The sequence below is a fragment of the Pseudomonas sp. 22072 genome (assembly GCF_052046095.1).
Classification (GTDB): Bacteria; Pseudomonadota; Gammaproteobacteria; order Pseudomonadales; family Pseudomonadaceae; genus Aquipseudomonas; species Aquipseudomonas paracarnis.
In genome coordinates this window covers 38012-56911 of record NZ_JBQEQE010000030.1, presented here as the reverse complement: position 1 = coordinate 56911, position 18900 = coordinate 38012, and the positions used below count along the sequence as shown (strand labels likewise).

The window sequence follows — 18900 nt, the reverse complement described above, 5'->3', positions numbered from 1 at the left end:
TCATTGTTTACCAAGGAGTTTTCCGTTTCGACTGCGCCGGAAGTGGGGCGAATTATAGGCTTCCAGAATCTGCCGTCAACCTTCTTTTTCACATTTCTGTCATATAAGTCAAAAAAGCCCCAATAATGCAAAGGCCGGCCCCAAGGGGCCGGCCTTTTACCTACCGAGCCTTACAGGCTAGGGAAGGCGAATTGCGACGCTTCATGGCTGGCCCGTTGCGGCCAACGCTGGGTGATTGCCTTGCGACGGGTATAGAAACGCACCCCGTCCGGCCCATAGGCATGCAAGTCGCCAAACAGCGAACGCTTCCAGCCACCAAAGCTGTGATACGCAACCGGCACCGGCAGCGGCACGTTCACCCCCACCATGCCGACTTCAATCTCATCACAGAACAGGCGCGCCGCTTCACCGTCACGGGTGAAGATACAAGTACCGTTGCCGTATTCATGATCGTTGATCAGCTGCATCGCCGCTTCCAGGCTATCCACCCGCACTACGCACAGCACCGGCCCAAAGATCTCTTCTTTATAGATACGCATCTCAGGGGTGACGCGGTCAAACAAGCTGCCACCGAGGAAAAAACCTTGCTCATGCCCTGCAACACTCAAGCCACGGCCGTCAACGACCAGCTCAGCCCCCGCCGACACACCGTCCTCTATATAGCCACTGACTTTATCTCGCGCCTGCCCCGTCACCAACGGGCCCATATCCAGCCCGCAAGAAGTGCCCGCACCAATCTTCAACGCCTTGACCTGAGACGCCAGCTTGGCGATCAACGCATCCGCTACCTGGTCGCCCACGCACACAGCCACCGAGATCGCCATGCAACGCTCACCGCAGGAACCATAAGCCGCGCCCATCAGGGCACTCACAGCGTTATCCAGGTCTGCATCCGGCATCAGCACCGCGTGATTCTTCGCCCCACCCAGCGCCTGCACGCGCTTGCCGCGTTTGGTCGCTTCGGAATAGATGTACTCGGCAATCGGCGTCGAACCTACAAAGCTCAAGGCTTTGACTTCCGGCGCTTCGATCAATGCGTCCACCGCGCCCTTGTCGCCATGCACCACGCTGAGCACGCCTTTGGGCAATCCGGCTTCCTGCAACAGCTGCGCGATCAACAGCGTCGAACTCGGGTCGCGCTCTGAAGGTTTAAGGATGAAACAGTTACCGCAGACAATCGCCAGCGGGTACATCCACAACGGCACCATCGCCGGGAAGTTGAACGGGGTGATACCCGCCACTACGCCCAACGGCTGGAAGTCCGACCACGCATCAATGTTCGGCCCTACGTTGCGGCTGTATTCACCCTTGAGAATCTCCGGCGCCGAGCACGCGTACTCCACGTTCTCAATCCCACGCTTGAGTTCACCCGCGGCGTCTTCCAGGGTCTTGCCATGTTCTTCGCTGATCAACTGCGAGATCCGTGCTTCGTTCTGCTCCAGCAGTTGCTTGAAACGAAACATCACTTGGGCACGCTTGGCCGGCGGCGTATTGCGCCAAGCCGGAAACGCCGCCTTGGCTGAGTCAATCGCCTGTTGAATGGTTTCACGACTGGCCAAAGGCACCTGGTGAATCACCTGCCCGGTAGACGGGTTATAGACGTCGGCACTACGACCGCTGTCGTTGACCAGTTCACCGTTGATCAAATGCTGGATAAGGCTCATGCAGGGCTCCTGAAAAATTGTTCTATATAGAAGGAGAAATCAGTCGATCTTGTTCAGCACTTCGCCGACCGCGTCAAACAGACGGTCCAGGTCCTGCGGCTTGCTGTTGAAGGTTGGCCCGAACTGCAGGGTGTCGCCGCCAAAACGCACATAGAAACCGGCCTTCCACAACGCCATGCCGGCCTCGAATGGACGCACGATGGCATCTCCATCACGTGGGGAAATCTGAATCGCACCGGCCAGGCCGTAGTTGCGAATGTCGATCACATTCTTGCTGCCCTTCAAACCGTGCAGCGCATTCTCAAAGTGCGGCGCGACTTCGGCTACGCTCTGCACCAGGTTTTCTTTCTGCAACAGGTCCAATGCCGCCAAGCCCGCCGCGCAAGCTACCGGGTGCGCCGAGTAGGTGTAGCCGTGGGGGAATTCCACTGCGTATTCCGGCGTCGCCTGGTTCATGAAGGTCTGGTAGATCTCGCTGCTGGCAATCACCGCGCCCATCGGAATCGCGCCGTTGGTGACTTGCTTGGCAATGCACATCAGGTCCGGGGTCACGCCGAAGCTGTCGGCACCGAACATCGAGCCGGTGCGGCCAAAGCCCGTGATCACTTCGTCGAACACCAACAGGATATTGTGCTGGTCGCAAATTTCGCGCAGACGCTTGAGATACCCCTGCGGTGGCACCAATACCCCAGCGGAACCGGCCATAGGCTCGACAAATACGGCCGCAATGTTCGACGCGTCATGCAGCTCGATCAACTTGAGCAACTCATCGGCCAGCGCGATGCCGCCCAGCTCCGGCATACCCCGGGAGAAAGCGTTGCTGGCCAGCAAGGTGTGAGGCAGATGGTCAACATCCATCATCGCCTGGCCAAACAGCTTACGGTTACCGTTCACACCGCCCAGGCTGGTACCGGCAATGTTAACGCCGTGGTAACCACGGGCGCGACCAATCATCTTGGTCTTCGTGGCCTGGCCTTTCAGGCGCCAGTAGGCCCGCACCATCTTCACCGCCGTATCGGCACATTCAGAGCCCGAATCGGTGAAGAACACATGATTCAGGTTGCCTGGGGTCAGGTCGGTGATTTTTTCCGCCAACTGGAAGGACAACGGATGACCGTACTGGAAGCCTGGAGAGTAGTCCAAGGTGCCCAATTGCTTGGCGACCGCTTCCTGGATTTCCTTGCGCGTATGCCCGGCGCCACAGGTCCAAAGGCCCGACAACGAATCATAGACCTTGCGCCCCTTGTCATCGGTCAACCAGCTACCTTCGGCGGCCACGATCAGGCGTGGATCGCGCTGGAAGTTGCGGTTGGCGGTGTAAGGCATCCAGTGCGCATCCAGCTTCAATTGGCTGGCCAGGGACGATGGGGCGTTTTCGGGCATGTTCATCAGCAAAACCTCGCAGGGCAAAAGGCAGCGTCGGGATTGAAAAAGCGTTGTTGCAGCTAAATTGCCACGGGGATAAAGTCGGTGAAATCCAACTCTTCTAACCTTCAGTCAGGACTTCACTAAACTATGAGCAGCCGTCGTCCCGACCCTTTGGCCCAAGTCAGTGACTTCGATATTCGCCTGCTGCGCATCTTTCGCAGCGTAGTGGAGTGCGGCGGCTTCTCGGCAGCGGAAACCGTTCTCGGCATCGGGCGCTCGGCCATCAGCCAGCAGATGAGCGACCTTGAGCAACGACTCGGGCTACGGCTCTGCCAACGCGGCCGCGCCGGTTTTTCCCTGACGGAAGAAGGCCGCGAGGTCTATCAATCTGCCCTGCAACTGCTGAGTGCCCTGGAAAGTTTTCGCACCGAGGTCAACGGCCTGCACCAACATTTGCGCGGCGAGTTGATCATTGGCCTCACCGATAACCTTGTCACTCTGCCCCATATGCGCATCACCCACGCATTGGCGCAGTTGAAAGAACGCGGCCCGGACGTGCAGATCCAGATCCGCATGATCGCCCCCAATGAAGTGGAGCAAGGCGTACTCGACGGTCGCCTGCACGTCGGTGTGGTGCCCCAGGCCAGCGCACTGTCGGGCCTGGAATACCAGCCGTTGTACAGCGAACGTTCCTTGCTCTATTGCGCGGTCGGCCACCCGCTGTTTTACGCCGACAACAAGCAACTCGACGACGAGCGCGTCGACAGCCAGGACGCCATCGCCCCCACCTTCCGCTTACCTGCGGAAATCCAGGCCCATTACCAGGCGCTCAACTGCACCGCCAGTGCGTCAGACCGTGAAGGCATGGCGTTCCTGATCCTCACCGGGCGTTATATCGGCTACCTGCCCGATCACTACGCCAGCCTGTGGGTACAACAAGGCCGACTGCGTGCGCTGAAACCGGCTACACGTTTTTACGATTTGAGCCTGGCATCGGTCACGCGCAAGGGCCGTCGCCCTCATTTGGTGCTGGAAAGTTTCCTGGAAAGCCTGGCCGCCACCCGCTGATTCGGGCCTCGCGCAAAAAGCTGAGCATATGGACAGCTTTTTGCAAGGACTCAAGGACCTTGAACCGTCCGCCTTGAGTTGACCCGCCATGCCCCCAGAATCCTCCAGCCCCAGCGACCTGATCTACGGCCTCAACGACCGGCCGAAACCACTGCCCGCTTTCCTCGCGGCGCTGCAACATGTATTGGCGGCGTTCGTCGGCATCATCACGCCGCCTCTGATTATTGGCTCCACCCTCGGCCTCACCGCCCACTTGCCCTACCTGATCAGCATGGCGTTGATGGTTTCCGGCGTAGGCACCTTCATCCAGGCACGCAGGCCGTTTGGTATCGGTGCCGGCATGATCTGCCTGCAAGGCACCAGCTTTGCGTTTCTCGGCGCGGTGTTGTCTGCAGGCTTTCTGGTGAAACAACGCGGCGGCAGTCCGGAAGACATTCTGGCGATGATTTTCGGCGTGTGCTTCTTTGGCGCGGCGGTACAGATTGTATTGAGCCGCTTTATCGGCCAGCTGCGCCGCGTGATCACACCGCTGGTGACCGGCATTGTGATTACGCTGATCGGCATCAGCCTGATCAAAGTGGGTATCACCGACCTCGGCGGCGGTTTCAATGCACCGGACTTCGGCGCCCCCGCCAACCTGGCGCTGGGCCTGTTCGTGGTTTTGACGATCATCCTGCTCAACCGCTCGAACACGCCCTGGGTACGCCTGTCGGCCATCATCATCGGCCTGGCCCTGGGCAGCCTCGCGGCGTGGTTCAGCGGTAAACTTGTTCCCCAGGCTTTGCCTGACCTGCCATTGGTCAGCCTGCCTACACCATTCCGCTTTGGTTTCAACTTCGACTGGAGCGCCTTCCTGCCGATTGCGCTGATTTATCTGATCAGCAGCATCGAAACCGTCGGCGACCTCACCGCCAATTGCATGATTGCCCGCCAGCCTATCAGCGGCCCTTCTTATATAAGCCGGCTCAAGGGCGGCGTCCTCGGCGATGGGGTGAGCTGCATGATCGCCGCCACTTTCAGCGCTTTCCCCAACACCACGTTTGCGCAGAACAATGGTGTGATCCAGCTCACCGGCGTGGCCAGCCGTTACGTCGGTTTATACATCGGCGTGTTGCTGTTCTGTCTGGGCCTGTTTCCGCTGATTGGCGCCGTGCTGCAGCAAATCCCCAAGCCGGTGCTGGGCGGCGCGACCCTGGTGATGTTCGGCAGTGTGGCCGCGGCCGGCGTGCGCATTCTCGCCCAGGCACCGCTGGATCGACGCAGCATGCTGATTATCGCCACCTCGTTCGGTGTTGGCCTGGGTATCGCCGCGCAACCTAACCTGCTGCACCTGATGCCGACACTGGTGCAGAACCTGTTCGACTCCGCCATCACCAGCGGCGGTATCACCGCCATCCTCCTGTGCCTGTTACTGCCGGAGGCCAAGGCAAGTACCACCGCCGCAAACCACACCCCGGAACGCGACAGCCTGGAACCGCTTTGACGGTTTTATTGCATCAGGACTTGTCTGAGGCTTGAGGGTGGGTTATCTGTGCACACGTCGTCTCTATCGATCAGCACGGAAACCTCCATGAGCCTCGAAGTTCCTGCCCACAGCAACCACGGCGGTAAACCCGCCAGCCGCATTCGGCAAAAGAATGAACAAGCGATTCTCCAGGCTGCTGAAGATGAATTCGCGCGCCATGGCTACAAAGGCACCAGCATGAACACCATCGCTGCCAGCGCCGGGCTGCCCAAGGCCAACTTGCACTATTACTTCACCAACAAGCTGGGCCTGTACATCGCAGTGCTGAGCAACATCCTCGAACTCTGGGACAGCACCTTCAACGCGCTGACCGCCGAGGATGACCCAGCCGTGGCGCTCGCTCGTTACATCCGCACCAAGATGGAATTCTCGCGCCGCCAACCCCAAGCCTCGCGGATCTTCGCCATGGAGATCATCAGCGGTGGCGAATGCCTCACGGAATATTTCGGCCAGGACTATCGGGCCTGGTTCAGTGGCCGTGCCGCAGTGTTCCAGGCGTGGATCGACGCCGGCAAAATGGACCCCGTCGACCCCGTGCATCTGATCTTCCTGCTGTGGGGCAGCACCCAGCACTACGCTGACTTCGCCACCCAGATCTGCCGCGTCACCGGTCGCACCAAGCTGACCAAGCAGGACATGGAAGATGCCGGCACCAACCTGATCCATATCATTCTCAAAGGCTGCGGCATCAAGCCAGCCCTATAAACGAAGCGATTTATGTCTTTTACGCTCACCGGTTTTTGCGAGTTTCGTGAAGAAATACGCAAGAGCCGCTTTATCACCTTGGCGGCGCCGATTACCAGCCCGCAGGACGCCCAAGCGTTTTTCGAGCAACACAGCGACCTGAACGCCACGCACAACTGCTGGGCCTGGAAGCTGGGCGATCAATACCGCAGCAGCGATGACGGCGAACCCGGTGGCACCGCCGGGCGCCCGATCCTTGCGGCCATCGAGGCCCAGGGCTTTGATCAGGTGGCCGTATTGGTGATCCGCTGGTACGGCGGCATTCAACTGGGCACTGGTGGCTTGGCCCGTGCCTATGGCGGCGGGGCCAATAAATGCCTGCAAAATGCCGAGCGCATCGAGCTGATCAGCCGCGTACCTCTGAGCTGCGCCTGTGGCTTCTCCGAGCTGAACCTGGTGAAGCTGCGCGTCGCTGAACTCGGCGGGATTGTGGTGGAAGAAACCTTCACCGCCAACGGTGTAGAGCTGCAACTCGCCCTGGGGGAGGCGCACATCGACACCCTGCAAACCCAGCTCGCCGACCTGAGCCGTGGGCGCATCCTGCTCGAACGCTGAAACTGCTACTGTTATGCGCTGAACTCCATGAACCGCGATTTCAAAGGAAGCCTTTCATGTCTACGCCAAAAACCGCACTGATCATCGGCGCCTCGCGCGGGCTGGGCCTTGGCCTGGTCAAGCAACTGCTCCAGGACGGCTGGGACGTGACCGCCACCGTGCGCGATCCCAACAAGGCTGATGCCCTGAAAGCCGTGGGGCCGGTGCAGATCGAGAAGTTGGATATGGACGACCAGCAAGCCGTGATCGCCCTGGCCCAACGCCTGAAAGACCGCACCTTCGACCTGCTGTTCGTCAACGCCGGCGTCAAGGGTCCGGCCAACCAGGAGCCCGGCCACGCGACCCTGGCGGAAGTCGGCCAGTTGTTCTTCACCAACGCCGTGGCGCCAATCAACCTGGCCCAGCGCTTTGTCGGGCAGATCCGCAAAGACACCGGCGTGCTGGCCTTCATGAGTTCGGTACTGGGCAGCGTGACCATTCCCGACGGCTCGGACCTGGCGCTGTACAAGGCCAGCAAGGCCGCCCTCAATTCGATGACCAATAGCTTTATCACGCAACTGGGCGAGCCCAAGCCGACGGTGCTGTCGCTGCATCCAGGTTGGGTGAAGACCGACATGGGCGGCGAAAATGCCCACATCGACGTCGAGACCAGCGTGCGCGGCCTGGTGGACCAGGTAAATGCCTACACCGGCAAAGGCGGCCATCACTTCGTCGACTACAAGGGCGACACCATCACCTGGTAACCCCCCCAACTGTAGGAGCGAGCTTGCTCGCGAAGAACGCCCAAGCACTGCGTTAAACCAGACTGCCCGCGTCATCATTGACGATTTTCGCGAGCAAGCTCGCTCCCACAGAGGTAAACTGCCCACCTCGCCCTCCCCGGCGACCCTGGATCAGCAGACAGGGCAACACTGAGCTGGCAAACCTGAACCCATCATTCAGAGGAGCCGGCCAATGCCTGCGACCCGTATCTGGTTAAAAAACCCCCTCGCGATTTTCACTGCCAATGGCCTCGATGCCCGTGGCGGCCTGGTGCTGCAAGACGGTGTCATCACCGAAGTGCTGGCCCAAGGGCAAGCGCCTGCACAACCCTGCGCGCAGGTGTTCGATGCCCGCGAGCATGTGGTGCTGCCTGGGCTGATCAATACCCACCACCACTTCTATCAAACCCTGACCCGCGCCTGGGGCCCGGTGGTCAACCAGCCGCTGTTTCCCTGGCTGAAAACCCTGTACCCGGTATGGGCGCGGCTCACCCCGGAAAAGCTCGCCCTGGCCAGCAAAGTCGCCCTGGCCGAATTGCTGCTCTCGGGCTGCACCACTGCGGCCGATCACCACTACCTGTTCCCCGATGGTTTGGAAAACGCCATTGATGTGCAGGTAGGCAGCGTGCGTGAACTGGGGATGCGCGCCATGCTCACCCGCGGTTCCATGAGCCTGGGCGAAGCCGATGGCGGCCTGCCACCGCAGCAAACCGTGCAGCAAGGCCAGGTGATTCTCGAAGACAGCCAGCGCCTGATCCGCGAATATCACCAGCGCGGTGACGGTGCGCAGATCCAGATCGCCCTGGCGCCGTGCTCGCCGTTTTCCGTCACCCCCGAAATCATGCAAGCCAGCGCCGAGCTGGCCAACCAGCTGGACGTGCGCCTGCACACCCATTTGGCGGAAACCCTCGATGAGGAAGATTTCTGCCTGCAACGCTTCGGGCTGCGTACCGTGGATTACCTCGACAGCGTCGGCTGGCTCGGCCCACGCACCTGGCTGGCTCACGGCATTCACTTCAACCCGGACGAAATCGAGCGCCTGGGCGCAGCCGGCACCGGCATCTGCCATTGCCCAAGCTCGAATATGCGCCTGGCCTCCGGCATCTGCCCCACTCTGGACCTGCTTGCCGCCGGCGCCCCGATCGGCTTGGGCGTGGACGGCTCGGCCTCCAACGACGCTTCGAACATGATCCTTGAAGCCCGCCAGGCCCTGTACATCCAGCGCCTGCGCTACGGCGCGGAAAAGATCACCCCCGAAGGCGTATTGGGCTGGGCCACCAAGGGCTCGGCGCAGTTGCTGGGGCGCACAGACATTGGTGAGTTGGCCGTCGGCAAGCAGGCGGACCTGGCACTGTTCAAGCTCGATGAGCTGCGCTTCTCCGGCAGCCATGACCCCATTTCCGCACTGCTGCTGTGCGGCGCGGACCGGGCGGATCGAGTGATGGTTGGCGGCAAGTGGCGGGTGATCGACGGTCAAGTCGAAGGCCTGGACCTCAAGGGCTTGATCGCCGATCACAGCCAGGCCGCGCGCCATTTGATCGCGGGCACCTAAGCCAGGCGCCAATCAAAATGTGAGAGCGGGCTTCTGTGGCGAGGGAGCTTGCTCCCGCTGGGGTGCGTAGCGCCCCCAAAAACCGGCTCCCCCATTGGATCTGCGGCGCCTTTCAAATCGGGTTACAGCCCCAACAGCGACAGCATGATAAAGGTCGCAAACAACACAAAATGCGTCATCCCTTCTATCGCATTGGTTTCACCATCGTTGAGGTTGATCGCGCTGACGATCAGCGTGATAAACACCATCACCGTTTGCACCGGCGTCATCGCCATCTGGAACGGCTGCCCGGTGTAGAGCGCCATGGCTTCCATCACCGGCACCGTCAGGATCACCGTGGACAACGAAGCCCCCAGCGCGATGTTGACCACCGATTGCATGCGGTTGGCCAACGCGGCGCGCAATGCCGTGAGGATTTCCGGAGCGGCCGAGATAGCCGCCACCACAATCGCGGTAATCACTGGTGGTGCGCCTGTGCCTTCCAGGCCCAGGTCGAGGGTCTTGGACATCACCTCGGCCAGCGCGCCAATCACGATCACCCCAAACACCAGGGTCGCAATGGAAAACGTCAGGCTGACAGACGGCGCGTGCTCGTCTTCCGGCTGTTTCTTACGGCGTTTCTCCGGGTAGCTGTAGCTGAAGAAATAACTGTGCGGCCCCACCTGCATGCGCAGGAACAAGGTGTAAAGCACCACCATCGCGCCAATGGTGAAAGCCGAGTAAATTTTCCAGTCCGCTTCGGGGATAAATTCCGGTACCACCATCGACACCCCCATGGCGGTAAGAATCATCACACTGTAGGTGCGCGCTGAGTCATCGTTGTAGGACTGTTCGCCATGCTTGATGCCGCCCATCAGCGCGGCCAGGCCGAGGATACCGTTGATATCGAGCATCACCGCTGAGTAGATGGTGTCGCGCACCAGGGTGGGCGATGGCTCGTTACTCATCATGATCGCCAGGATCACCACTTCCACCAATACCGCGGCGAGGGTCAGGATCATGGTGCCGTAGGGGTCGCCGACTTTTTCCGCCAACTGTTCGGCGTGATGGGCCACGCGCATCGACGCCATCACGATAAACGCGATCAGCGCAAAGCCGGCCAGCAACGCAACCAGTTGGCCGCTGTGGAGCATCCAGTGCTCCAGCGGGTAGGCGGCGATGGCGGCAATCAGCGCCAGCAGCATGAATTTTTCTTGCTTGAGGGATGTGAGCATTCCGGGCCTTTTCGTACAGCGAATCAGTCATTGATGGGGTACAGACTGCGCCGAGCCGCTAACGTTTCGTTACACCTTAGTTCAGGCCGCCCTTGCGTGAGTGACAGAAATACTCTCCTGCTGGTCAGGTTTTGCCGATTATTTCAGCCGTGGCCTGTAGAATGCCGCCATTGCACCTGATGAGATTTTAAAAATGTACGATTGGCTCAACGCCCTGCCCAAGGCTGAATTGCACCTGCACCTGGAAGGCTCGCTGGAGCCTGAGTTGCTGTTCGCCCTGGCCGAGCGCAACAAGATTGCGCTGCCATGGAACGACGTCGAAACCCTGCGCAAAGCCTACGCCTTCAACAACCTGCAAGAGTTTCTCGACCTGTATTACAAGGGTGCCGATGTGCTGCGCACGTCCCAGGACTTCTACGACCTGACCTGGGCTTACCTGCTGCGCTGCAAGGCCCAGAACGTGATCCACACCGAACCCTTCTTCGACCCGCAAACCCACACCGACCGTGGCGTGCCGTTCGAAGTGGTGCTCAACGGCATCGCCGCTGCGCTTAAAGACGGCGAGCAGCAACTGGGCATCACCAGCGGTTTGATCCTCAGCTTCCTGCGCCACCTGAGCGAAGACGAAGCGCAGAAAACCCTCGACCAGGCGCTGCCGTTCCGTGACGCGTTCGTGGCCGTGGGCCTGGACAGCTCGGAAATGGGCCACCCACCGAGCAAGTTCCAGCGCGTGTTCGACCGTGCCCGTCACGAAGGCTTCCTGACCGTGGCCCACGCCGGTGAAGAAGGCCCGCCCGAGTACATCTGGGAAGCCATCGACCTGCTGAAAATCCAGCGCATCGACCACGGCGTGCGAGCCATTGAAGACGAGCGCTTGATGCAGCGCATCATCGACGAACAGATCCCGCTGACGGTATGCCCGCTGTCCAACACCAAGCTCTGCGTGTTCGACGACATGGCCCAGCACAACATCCTCGACATGCTCGAGCGTGGTGTAAAAGTCACCGTGAACTCGGACGACCCTGCCTACTTCGGCGGTTATGTCACCGAGAACTTCCACGTGCTGCACACCTCCCTGGGCATGACCCAGGACCAGGCCAAACGCCTGGCGCAGAACAGCCTGGATGCGCGGCTCGTGAAACCGTAACTGAATAGACTTGGACTCAACCTGTGGGAGCTGGCTTGCCTGCGATAGCGGTGTATCAGCCAGCCTCTTATTGCCTGACCTACCGCTATCGCGGGCAAGCCCGGCTCCCATATGGCCCCATCAGCTTCAAGCCTGGGTGAGTTCTTCCAGGGTCTTGCCCTTGGTCTCCATCCCGAACAGCCACACCACCAGCGCCGCCACCGCAAAGCACAGCGCGCCCAAGGCAAATACCCCGCCCTGCCCGGTTATCGGGAACACCAACCCGGTCACCAACGGCCCCAGCAACGAACCAACCCGCCCAATCGCCGACGCAAACCCCGAGCCGGTTGCACGTGCCGAGGTGGGATACAACTCCGGCGTGTAGGTGTACAGCACCGCCCACATGCCAAACAGGAAGAACTGCATCAACAACCCCGAGGTGATCAGCAGGCCCACGTTGCCGCCAAACACTGCGCTCTGCCCATACAGAAACGCCATCACCCCGCCGCCCAGCAGGGTCACCACGCACACAGGCTTGCGTCCCCAGCGCTCCACCAACCACGCGGCCATCAAAAAACCTGGGATTCCGCCCAGGGAAATGATCACCGTGTAATACACCGACTGAGTCACGGCAAAACCCGATTGCTGCAACAACGCACTCAACCACGACGTCAGCCCGTAGAACCCAAGCAGGGCGAAGAACCACACACTCCAGATCATCATCGTGCGTTGGCGGTACTGCGCCGACCACAGCTGCTGGAACGCGGAGAAAAACGTCCCCGGCGTACTCTCTACCCGTGGCAAAGCAACTGGCTCCGGCAAGTCGGCGCCGCCCAGGGAATCGCGCACCTTCTGCTCGATGCCAAGCAAGACCTTGTCCGCCGCCTCATGGCGCCCAGCCTGTTCCAGCCAACGCGGCGACTCCGGGATAAAGAAACGGATGGCCAGCACGAACACCGCCGGTACCGCCAGCACCAGGAAGATGTCGCGCCAGCCAATCACCGGCAACAAGAAGTAAGACAGTACGCCCGCAGCCACAAAGCCCAACGGCCAGAAACCATCCATCAAGGCGATATAGCGCCCGCGTCTTTTGGCGGGGATCAGCTCCGACAGCATCGACTGGGCAATGGGAAACTCCATGCCCATGCCAATGCCCAGCAGGATCCGAAACAACGTCAGCGTCTCCACCGTCTGGGCCGTGGAACACAAATAGCTCGCCAACCCCCAGAGGACGATGCTCCACTGAAACACCGGTTTGCGACCGAATCGATCAGCAAGCATCCCGGACAGCGAAGCGCCCACCACCATGCCGAAAAAACTCGAACTGGCCAGCAACCCGGCCTGGGCCGTGCTCAGGCCAAACTCGGTTTTGATCGAGCCCAACAGGAAGGTCATCATCGCCAGGTCCATGGAGTCAAAGAAAAACGCCAGGGCGATGATGATGAAAATGATTCGGTGGTAACCGCTGATGGGCAACCGTTCCAGGCGTTCCGCCGCGCTATAACCCTGCCTATCCATGCCACACCCCTCGTATGAAAAATCCCCCTTGCGAGTGTGCGGCATCGTTTGCGCCGGCTATTGCTGGATGCGACCTGACGACAGCTGAGAACGACGCCTACAGCTTGGCAATGCGAGCTATGTGCTCAAGCCCCAGGTCATTGACCGACAAGGCCCGTGACTCGTTGATCACGCTGATCCAGTTCGCCTGCAGAAACAGTTGCATCAAGCCCGCCCCCAACGCACCGCCCAGGTGGGGTTGTTGCTGGCTCCAGTCGAAACAGTCGCAGGCCAGCGGCGATGCCAATGCCTGGGTAAAAATGCCCAGCTGCGCCAATGCCTGCACGCCATTGGGCGTCACCTCTGTACGCGGCTCATGGCGCTCGATCCACCCGGCCTCAAGCATCCGTTGATACAACTGCGCCGCCAGCTCGCCGCCGAGGTGGCCATGGCACCAGCGGGCACGGCGCAGCAATGGCGGTGCGCGCAGCGCCGTTGGCAAAACATCAGGTGTGCTGCGGGCCGCGCTGGCCATAGTGGTGCTGGCCAGCGCATCAATGGCGGCACTGACATCGGCCGCCGCTACACGAAACAGGCGCTGGCCCCGCCGCGCCTCGATCCGCAACAGGCCGCTGCCGGACAGCCGCGCCAAATGTGCATTGGCTGACGCCGGCGACAGCCCGGCCAGCGTCGCCAGCTCTTCGGAAGTCTTCGCCGAACCGTCCATCAAGGCCCAGAGCATGGCCGTGCGTTTAGGCTCGGCGAGCAAGCTGGCGATCTGACTGATGCAAGGTGCTGCTCCCATGTATTCACTCCCTGTTAAACCATTTTTCTGCTGCGGTTGACGCCCAAGTATAGGTGCGCAGGCAGTAGGTTCCCCGGTGTCTGACGGTGCAAATCAGGACAAGATATGAGTGAAACTTCCGAGCGTGGCGCAGGCTATTGACGAGAAGCCATTCGTCCCGGTCGCTGGGCCGTCAATGTCGCACAACGGGACACGAGCATGTCCCGCAGCAGATTGATGGGTTTACTCAATTGCGCACGGTGGGCGCACAGCAGGTTGAGCGGGGTGCGCTCACCCTGCAGTTCCGGCAGGATCAGACGCAAGCGCCCGGCCAGCACATCGGTGCTCACATCCAGCCAGGACTTGTAGGCGATGCCCATGCCCGCCACCGCCCAGCGGCGCACCACATCGGCGTCATCGCTGAAGCGATCGCCGCTGACCGTCAGGCCCACATGGCGCTTGCCATCGTAAAAACCCCAGTGGTCGTGGACGCGGCTGCCGAGCATGTACAGCAGGCAATTGTGCTGGGCCAATTGCTCCAGATGGCGCGGCTCGCCATGCCGGGCGAGGTAACTGGGGGCGGCGCAGAGTACGCGAATATTGTCCGGAGCAATGGGCAGCGCAATCAGGCTGGAGTCTTCGGGTTCGCCGTAACGCAGGGCAATGTCCACGGGCTGGCGGAACAGGTCGGCGATGCGATCACCGAGCAACAGGCGCACGTTCAGTTGCGGATGCTCCCGCTGGAACGCATCCAGCCACGGCAACAGTTGGTTGCGGCCGAAATCCGAGGGTGCCGACAATTGCAGCACACCACTGACATGATCCTGGCCACTGGCCAATAGGCGCCGCCCTTCATCCAGCGCGCTCAGTGACGCCCGCGCGTACGCAAGGAAGCCCTCACCTTCGGCCGTCAGGCGCAGGCTGCGGGTGGAGCGCGCCAGCAAGCGCGTACCCAGTTGCTGTTCGATACGCTTGAGCGCGGCACTGGCCACCGCCGGTGACAGGTCCATGACCCGCGCCGCAGCCGACAGGCTACCCAAGTCGGCGGCCCGCACAAACAACTGCAAATCATCAAAACGCAGCATGCATTTCCGCTCATTATCAATATTTGGTTGAAACAGCCTGCTGTTTTAGCCGCTTTTATCGGCGTGGGAAATAGCCAATCATCTGCCCATCCCGTTAGCCCGTGCCCGGAGTCGACTATGTCCACCGCTTTTAATGTCATCGCCACGCTGATCGCCAAACCCGGCCAGCACGCCACCCTGGAAACCCTGCTGCGCGGCCTGCTGGAACCGACCCGCCTGGAAGCCGGTTGCGAGCAGTACGACCTGCACCAGGACCTGCAGCACCCCGAGACTTTCTACATGCTCGAGCGCTGGAGCGACGACGCTGCACTGGCCGACCACGACCAGAGCGCGCATATCCAGAGCTTTCGCGCCAAGGCCGCCGATGTGATCGAACACTTCGAACTCAAGCGCCTGAAATTTCTCGCCTGATCCCGCCTTTTTTGTAGGAACGAGCGTGCTCGCGAAAACCCCAACGACGAGGCGCGAAACCAGAAACACCGCGTCATCGTTAACGATCTTCGCGAGCAAGCTCGCTCCTACCTTGACCGTATTCACTTGGAGTCATCATGAAAGCCATCGCCTACTACGCCTCACTGCCGATCACCGATCCAGAATCCCTGCAAGACATCGAACTACCAGCCCCCGTGGCCGGCCCCCGTGACCTGTTGGTGGAAGTCAAAGCCATCTCGGTCAACCCGGTGGACACCAAGGTGCGCCAGAACGTCGCCCCGGAAAATGGCGCCGCCAAGGTGCTGGGTTGGGACGTGGCGGGTGTGGTCAAGGCGGTCGGCAGTGACGTGACGTTGTTCAAGGCCGGCGACAAGGTGTACTACGCCGGTTCCCTGGTACGCTCAGGCGGCAACAGCGAATTGCACACAGTTGATGAGCGCATCGTCGGCCATATGCCCCAAAGCCTGGGGTTTGCCGAAGCGGCCGCATTGCCGTTGACCGCTATCACTGCGTGGGAGCTGTTGTTCGAACGTTTGCAGGTGACTGAAGGCAAAGACGATCAAGGCCAGAGTCTGCTGATCGTCGGCGCTGCCGGTGGTGTGGGGTCGATCCTGACTCAGTTGGCCAACCAGCTCACCGCGTTGAAGGTCATCGGCACCGCCTCGCGCCCCGAGACTCACGCATGGGCCAAGGCCCTGGGAGCACACGTGGTGATCGACCACAGCCAGCCGCTGAGCGAAGTGTTGAAACAGGCCGGGCACGGGCAAGTGACCCACGTCGCCAGCCTGACCCAGACCGAGCAACACTTGGACCAACTGGTCGAAGCACTGCAACCCCAAGGCAAGCTGGCGTTGATCGACGATCCCAAGGCCCTCGATGTGAGCAAGCTCAAGCGCAAGAGCCTGTCGCTGCACTGGGAGTTCATGTACACCCGTTCGATGTTCGAAACGCCAGACATGATCGAGCAGCACAACCTGCTCAATCGCGTGGCCGAACTGATCGACGCCGGCACCCTGAAAACCACGGTGGGCGAGCACTTCGGCGTGATCAATGCGGCGAACCTGCGCCGCGCCCACGCTCTACTGGAAAGCGGCAAGGCCAAGGGCAAGATCGTGCTGGAAGGGTTCTGAAAAAACGGCTGTCAGTGTCGTCTGTTATCCACGTAGGTAACGGACGACACCATTAGTCCGAGAGTTGATCCTTGTCATATTTATGCGCCCGTTCAGGTTTATATTGGCCGCCTTTGCCACGATTCTTTTACGTGAGGAAGTCAGCAATGAAAATCCTGATAAAAGCGTTAGCAAAATCCCCAGGCAGCCAATGGCAAGTTCGTCTCGACGGCGAGGCCATCACCTTTCGCAGTGAAGCCGAGGCCCGCGCCTTCGCCGACACGCTGCAGGCCCGGATCCAGGCGCCCCATCGCTTCCCTCTCAACCAGCAACGTTCCGCTGGCTGAGCCCAACTTCAGACCTGCGCCTGTACGGCCCTTGCCCGTTGCAGGCGCTGGGTCGCCATGGCAATGGTCACCGCCAGCACCCCGCAGAGGCTGATGACCATGGCCATCGGCATCGCCGTGCCGTCGTGCAACACACCGACCAACGACGCCGCCCCTGCAGCCACACCGAACTGAATGCAACCGAGCAACGCCGATGCGCTGCCGGCCCGAGCCCCCTGCCCGCTCATGGCACAGGCCGAGGTATTCGGCAAAATGCAGCCCAGACTGGCGATACAGATAAACAGCGGCACCAATAACGGCCATAGTGCCTCAGTGCGCAACGCGGCAATTCCCAACAGCGTCAACGCCGCCGCCACGTACACCCACACGGTACGCGACAACAAAAACGCCGGGCCGCGCTTGGCGAGCAATCTTGCGTTCAGTTGCGCCACCAGGATAAAGCCCGCGGCGTTGGAGCCAAACAACCAGCCGTAATGCTCGGCCGGTACGCCATAGAGCTTGATAAACACGAAGGGGGAACCGGCGATGTAGGCAAACATCCCGGCAATCGAGATGCCGCCGGTCAAGGCATAGCCCAGGTACACCCGGTCTGACAGTAGCGAGCCGTAGCGGCGCAACGAGCCCGACAACGGCTGGCGCGGCTGATTGGCCGGGAAGGTTTCCGGCAACCCGACCGCCACGGCGATGGCCGCCATCACGCTGAACAACGACAACGCCAGGAAAATCGACTGCCAGCCCCACACGCCGACCATCAGGCCACCGGCCAACGGCGCCAGGATCGGGGCCAGGCCGGTCACCAGCATCAGTTGCGAATACACCTTGGCCGAACCCACGGCATCGCATTTGTCACTGACCACCGCCCGGGAAATCACCATGCCCGCACACCCGCCAAGGGCCTGCACGAAGCGTGCACCGATCAGCCATTCCAGGGACGGCGCATACGCACAAGCGAAAGACGCGAGGGTAAACAGGGTGACGCCGCTGAGCAACGGCACGCGCCGGCCAAAGCGGTCGGCCAGCGGCCCGTAGATCAATTGGCCAATAGCCAGGCCCGCGAAATACACCGCCAGGGTCAGCTGGATATGTTTTTCGTCAGTGGCGAAGGCCGAGGCCATTGCCGGAAATCCCGGCAGGTAAAAGTCGATCGCCAACGGCGCGAAGGCGCTCAAGGCGCCCAGAATCAGGATTATGCGAAGGTTCATCAGACACCCAAGTGAGTCGGCAGCTCGACAGTCTAGCCGCGCTTGGGTGCCATGAACATTACGTTAGGTGGCTAACGATCAGAAAATCACGCCAACTTGACGCTGTAGCCTTCCTCGGCAATCAGATCGATCACTTGGTCAGAGGACAGACTGCTTGCCACCCGCACTTCTTTAGCCTTCAAGTCGACCTCCACACTTGCTGCCGAATCCTTGCTCTGTACCGCCTGGGTCACCGCTTTAACGCAATGGCCACAGGTCATTCCTTCAACGCTGAATATTTGCATGACATGACTCCTTTGATGAGGTTGAGCCCAGTGTCGAGCTTGCCATGATGGCAAGGTCAAGTTCTCAGTATTTCTGCCGGGCTGGTATTCGGCGGCGGCGTCGTCCAAGCTTCAACCTCCCTAGCTGTGAACCATGGAGCATTCGCCATGCGCTGGTCGTTTTTTGCCCTTGCCGGCCTGATGAGCTTGCCTGCCGCTGCGCCCCAAGCCCTGGCAGCTGAAGATTATGCGGTGCTGATTATTTCCCGCGAACGCCTGGAAGTGCCGACCCACTGCGAGATCGGCCTGTATATCCAGGACCAACTGGCCGGGCGTCTGTTCCAGGAACAGGCCACCTCCTTCAACCTTCCCCCCGGCGATGTGTCGCTGCGCCTGAAAGTGTTGCCGAGTCAGGCCCCCGGCTGTCTGCCAGGCATGCTCGCGCCTCCCGCGCAGAACATCACCTTGAAAGCCGGTGATGTACGCAAATTACGCATTGCACTGGGCCCGGACGGTATGTACCTCAAAGCGGCGAAACTGGAATACTGAGTAACCCCACGATCGTTCCCACGCTCTGCGTGAGAACGCCTCATCGGACGCGCTG

At 60.6% G+C, this 18900-nt stretch carries 19 protein-coding genes; 11 read left to right on the top strand and 8 right to left on the bottom strand.

The window, feature by feature from the left end; genetic code table 11:
- Positions 1 to 170: 170 nt before the first annotated feature.
- Together ACTJLA_RS23475 and ACTJLA_RS23470 are read right to left on the bottom strand one after the other, a co-directional pair.
- Entirely contained in the window at positions 171 to 1664 is a 1494-nt protein-coding gene (locus tag ACTJLA_RS23475; protein WP_440842235.1) for a CoA-acylating methylmalonate-semialdehyde dehydrogenase, read from the bottom strand.
- Between the two features lie 39 nt (positions 1665 to 1703).
- Positions 1704 to 3053: an aspartate aminotransferase family protein gene (locus tag ACTJLA_RS23470; protein ID WP_054918734.1), complete on the bottom strand. Its 1350-nt coding sequence runs from the start codon at positions 3051 to 3053 to the stop codon at positions 1704 to 1706.
- Positions 3054 to 3179: 126 nt separating this feature from the next.
- Between ACTJLA_RS23470 and ACTJLA_RS23465 the strand changes: the two genes are divergently transcribed.
- The 6 genes from ACTJLA_RS23465 to ACTJLA_RS23440 all read left to right on the top strand — a co-directional run bounded on the left by ACTJLA_RS23465 (position 3180) and on the right by ACTJLA_RS23440 (position 9237).
- Positions 3180 to 4100, top strand: coding sequence for a LysR family transcriptional regulator (locus ACTJLA_RS23465; RefSeq protein ID WP_034125912.1), 921 nt, complete (start codon positions 3180 to 3182; stop codon positions 4098 to 4100).
- Between the two features lie 88 nt (positions 4101 to 4188).
- Positions 4189 to 5583: a uracil-xanthine permease family protein gene (locus ACTJLA_RS23460; protein WP_054918737.1), complete on the top strand. Its 1395-nt coding sequence runs from the start codon at positions 4189 to 4191 to the stop codon at positions 5581 to 5583.
- A gap of 87 nt (positions 5584 to 5670) precedes the next feature.
- Positions 5671 to 6330: a TetR/AcrR family transcriptional regulator gene (locus tag ACTJLA_RS23455; protein WP_034125910.1), complete on the top strand. Its 660-nt coding sequence runs from the start codon at positions 5671 to 5673 to the stop codon at positions 6328 to 6330.
- Between the two features lie 12 nt (positions 6331 to 6342).
- A complete protein-coding gene (locus ACTJLA_RS23450; RefSeq protein ID WP_236456060.1) occupies positions 6343 to 6924 on the top strand; it encodes an IMPACT family protein in 582 nt (193 codons plus the stop codon).
- A gap of 56 nt (positions 6925 to 6980) precedes the next feature.
- On the top strand, positions 6981 to 7667 hold the full coding sequence (locus ACTJLA_RS23445; protein WP_047712496.1) for an SDR family oxidoreductase: 687 nt from the start codon (positions 6981 to 6983) through the stop codon (positions 7665 to 7667).
- A gap of 211 nt (positions 7668 to 7878) precedes the next feature.
- On the top strand, positions 7879 to 9237 hold the full coding sequence (locus ACTJLA_RS23440) for an 8-oxoguanine deaminase (RefSeq protein WP_054918745.1): 1359 nt from the start codon (positions 7879 to 7881) through the stop codon (positions 9235 to 9237).
- A 122-nt stretch (positions 9238 to 9359) separates the two neighbouring features.
- Here the strand turns inward: ACTJLA_RS23440 and ACTJLA_RS23435 are convergent, their stop codons facing one another.
- Positions 9360 to 10451 carry a calcium:proton antiporter gene (locus ACTJLA_RS23435; RefSeq protein ID WP_003188263.1) on the bottom strand — a complete coding sequence of 364 codons (1092 nt, stop codon included), beginning with the start codon at positions 10449 to 10451 and terminating at the stop codon, positions 9360 to 9362.
- A gap of 193 nt (positions 10452 to 10644) precedes the next feature.
- Here ACTJLA_RS23435 and ACTJLA_RS23430 point away from each other — a divergent pair, with 193 nt between their 5' ends.
- Positions 10645 to 11598 (top strand): adenosine deaminase, encoded by a 954-nt coding sequence (locus ACTJLA_RS23430; protein WP_314551670.1) that lies wholly within the window; start codon positions 10645 to 10647, stop codon positions 11596 to 11598.
- 126 nt (positions 11599 to 11724) lie between these two features.
- Here ACTJLA_RS23430 and ACTJLA_RS23425 read toward each other — a convergent pair whose 3' ends face one another.
- The 3 genes from ACTJLA_RS23425 to ACTJLA_RS23415 all read right to left on the bottom strand — a co-directional run bounded on the left by ACTJLA_RS23425 (position 11725) and on the right by ACTJLA_RS23415 (position 14943).
- The gene (locus ACTJLA_RS23425; protein ID WP_054918747.1) at positions 11725 to 13095 is read right to left on the bottom strand and encodes an MFS transporter; all 1371 of its coding nucleotides are present in this window, start codon (positions 13093 to 13095) and stop codon (positions 11725 to 11727) included.
- 97 nt (positions 13096 to 13192) lie between these two features.
- On the bottom strand, positions 13193 to 13879 hold the full coding sequence (locus ACTJLA_RS23420; protein ID WP_054918749.1) for an ArsR/SmtB family transcription factor: 687 nt from the start codon (positions 13877 to 13879) through the stop codon (positions 13193 to 13195).
- Positions 13880 to 14013: 134 nt separating this feature from the next.
- Positions 14014 to 14943 carry a LysR family transcriptional regulator gene (locus tag ACTJLA_RS23415; protein WP_314551666.1) on the bottom strand — a complete coding sequence of 310 codons (930 nt, stop codon included), beginning with the start codon at positions 14941 to 14943 and terminating at the stop codon, positions 14014 to 14016.
- 117 nt (positions 14944 to 15060) lie between these two features.
- Here ACTJLA_RS23415 and ACTJLA_RS23410 point away from each other — a divergent pair, with 117 nt between their 5' ends.
- The 3 genes from ACTJLA_RS23410 to ACTJLA_RS23400 all read left to right on the top strand — a co-directional run bounded on the left by ACTJLA_RS23410 (position 15061) and on the right by ACTJLA_RS23400 (position 16831).
- Positions 15061 to 15354 carry a putative quinol monooxygenase gene (locus ACTJLA_RS23410; RefSeq protein WP_003188253.1) on the top strand — a complete coding sequence of 98 codons (294 nt, stop codon included), beginning with the start codon at positions 15061 to 15063 and terminating at the stop codon, positions 15352 to 15354.
- A gap of 137 nt (positions 15355 to 15491) precedes the next feature.
- Positions 15492 to 16505 carry a zinc-binding alcohol dehydrogenase family protein gene (locus tag ACTJLA_RS23405; RefSeq protein WP_236456000.1) on the top strand — a complete coding sequence of 338 codons (1014 nt, stop codon included), beginning with the start codon at positions 15492 to 15494 and terminating at the stop codon, positions 16503 to 16505.
- A gap of 146 nt (positions 16506 to 16651) precedes the next feature.
- Positions 16652 to 16831 carry a hypothetical protein gene (locus tag ACTJLA_RS23400; protein ID WP_014716767.1) on the top strand — a complete coding sequence of 60 codons (180 nt, stop codon included), beginning with the start codon at positions 16652 to 16654 and terminating at the stop codon, positions 16829 to 16831.
- Positions 16832 to 16839: 8 nt separating this feature from the next.
- Here the strand turns inward: ACTJLA_RS23400 and ACTJLA_RS23395 are convergent, their stop codons facing one another.
- Both ACTJLA_RS23395 and ACTJLA_RS23390 read right to left on the bottom strand, forming a co-directional pair.
- Positions 16840 to 18033, bottom strand: a complete 1194-nt coding sequence (locus tag ACTJLA_RS23395; protein WP_057977734.1) for a multidrug effflux MFS transporter — start codon at positions 18031 to 18033, stop codon at positions 16840 to 16842.
- 86 nt (positions 18034 to 18119) lie between these two features.
- Positions 18120 to 18317 carry a heavy-metal-associated domain-containing protein gene (locus tag ACTJLA_RS23390; protein WP_054896417.1) on the bottom strand — a complete coding sequence of 66 codons (198 nt, stop codon included), beginning with the start codon at positions 18315 to 18317 and terminating at the stop codon, positions 18120 to 18122.
- Between the two features lie 147 nt (positions 18318 to 18464).
- Between ACTJLA_RS23390 and ACTJLA_RS23385 the strand changes: the two genes are divergently transcribed.
- The gene (locus tag ACTJLA_RS23385; RefSeq protein WP_034125899.1) at positions 18465 to 18845 is read left to right on the top strand and encodes a hypothetical protein; all 381 of its coding nucleotides are present in this window, start codon (positions 18465 to 18467) and stop codon (positions 18843 to 18845) included.
- Positions 18846 to 18900 lie beyond the last annotated feature (55 nt).

Coding starts and splice junctions, on each gene's coding strand:
- ACTJLA_RS23475 (WP_440842235.1), bottom strand. CDS start 1,664: ATGAGCCTTATCCAGCATTTGATCAACGGTGAACTGGTCAACGACAGC.
- ACTJLA_RS23470 (WP_054918734.1), bottom strand. CDS start 3,053: ATGAACATGCCCGAAAACGCCCCATCGTCCCTGGCCAGCCAATTGAAG.
- ACTJLA_RS23465 (WP_034125912.1), top strand. CDS start 3,180: ATGAGCAGCCGTCGTCCCGACCCTTTGGCCCAAGTCAGTGACTTCGAT.
- ACTJLA_RS23460 (WP_054918737.1), top strand. CDS start 4,189: ATGCCCCCAGAATCCTCCAGCCCCAGCGACCTGATCTACGGCCTCAAC.
- ACTJLA_RS23455 (WP_034125910.1), top strand. CDS start 5,671: ATGAGCCTCGAAGTTCCTGCCCACAGCAACCACGGCGGTAAACCCGCC.
- ACTJLA_RS23450 (WP_236456060.1), top strand. CDS start 6,343: ATGTCTTTTACGCTCACCGGTTTTTGCGAGTTTCGTGAAGAAATACGC.
- ACTJLA_RS23445 (WP_047712496.1), top strand. CDS start 6,981: ATGTCTACGCCAAAAACCGCACTGATCATCGGCGCCTCGCGCGGGCTG.
- ACTJLA_RS23440 (WP_054918745.1), top strand. CDS start 7,879: ATGCCTGCGACCCGTATCTGGTTAAAAAACCCCCTCGCGATTTTCACT.
- ACTJLA_RS23435 (WP_003188263.1), bottom strand. CDS start 10,451: ATGCTCACATCCCTCAAGCAAGAAAAATTCATGCTGCTGGCGCTGATT.
- ACTJLA_RS23430 (WP_314551670.1), top strand. CDS start 10,645: ATGTACGATTGGCTCAACGCCCTGCCCAAGGCTGAATTGCACCTGCAC.
- ACTJLA_RS23425 (WP_054918747.1), bottom strand. CDS start 13,095: ATGGATAGGCAGGGTTATAGCGCGGCGGAACGCCTGGAACGGTTGCCC.
- ACTJLA_RS23420 (WP_054918749.1), bottom strand. CDS start 13,879: ATGGGAGCAGCACCTTGCATCAGTCAGATCGCCAGCTTGCTCGCCGAG.
- ACTJLA_RS23415 (WP_314551666.1), bottom strand. CDS start 14,943: ATGCTGCGTTTTGATGATTTGCAGTTGTTTGTGCGGGCCGCCGACTTG.
- ACTJLA_RS23410 (WP_003188253.1), top strand. CDS start 15,061: ATGTCCACCGCTTTTAATGTCATCGCCACGCTGATCGCCAAACCCGGC.
- ACTJLA_RS23405 (WP_236456000.1), top strand. CDS start 15,492: ATGAAAGCCATCGCCTACTACGCCTCACTGCCGATCACCGATCCAGAA.
- ACTJLA_RS23400 (WP_014716767.1), top strand. CDS start 16,652: ATGAAAATCCTGATAAAAGCGTTAGCAAAATCCCCAGGCAGCCAATGG.
- ACTJLA_RS23395 (WP_057977734.1), bottom strand. CDS start 18,033: ATGAACCTTCGCATAATCCTGATTCTGGGCGCCTTGAGCGCCTTCGCG.
- ACTJLA_RS23390 (WP_054896417.1), bottom strand. CDS start 18,317: ATGCAAATATTCAGCGTTGAAGGAATGACCTGTGGCCATTGCGTTAAA.
- ACTJLA_RS23385 (WP_034125899.1), top strand. CDS start 18,465: ATGCGCTGGTCGTTTTTTGCCCTTGCCGGCCTGATGAGCTTGCCTGCC.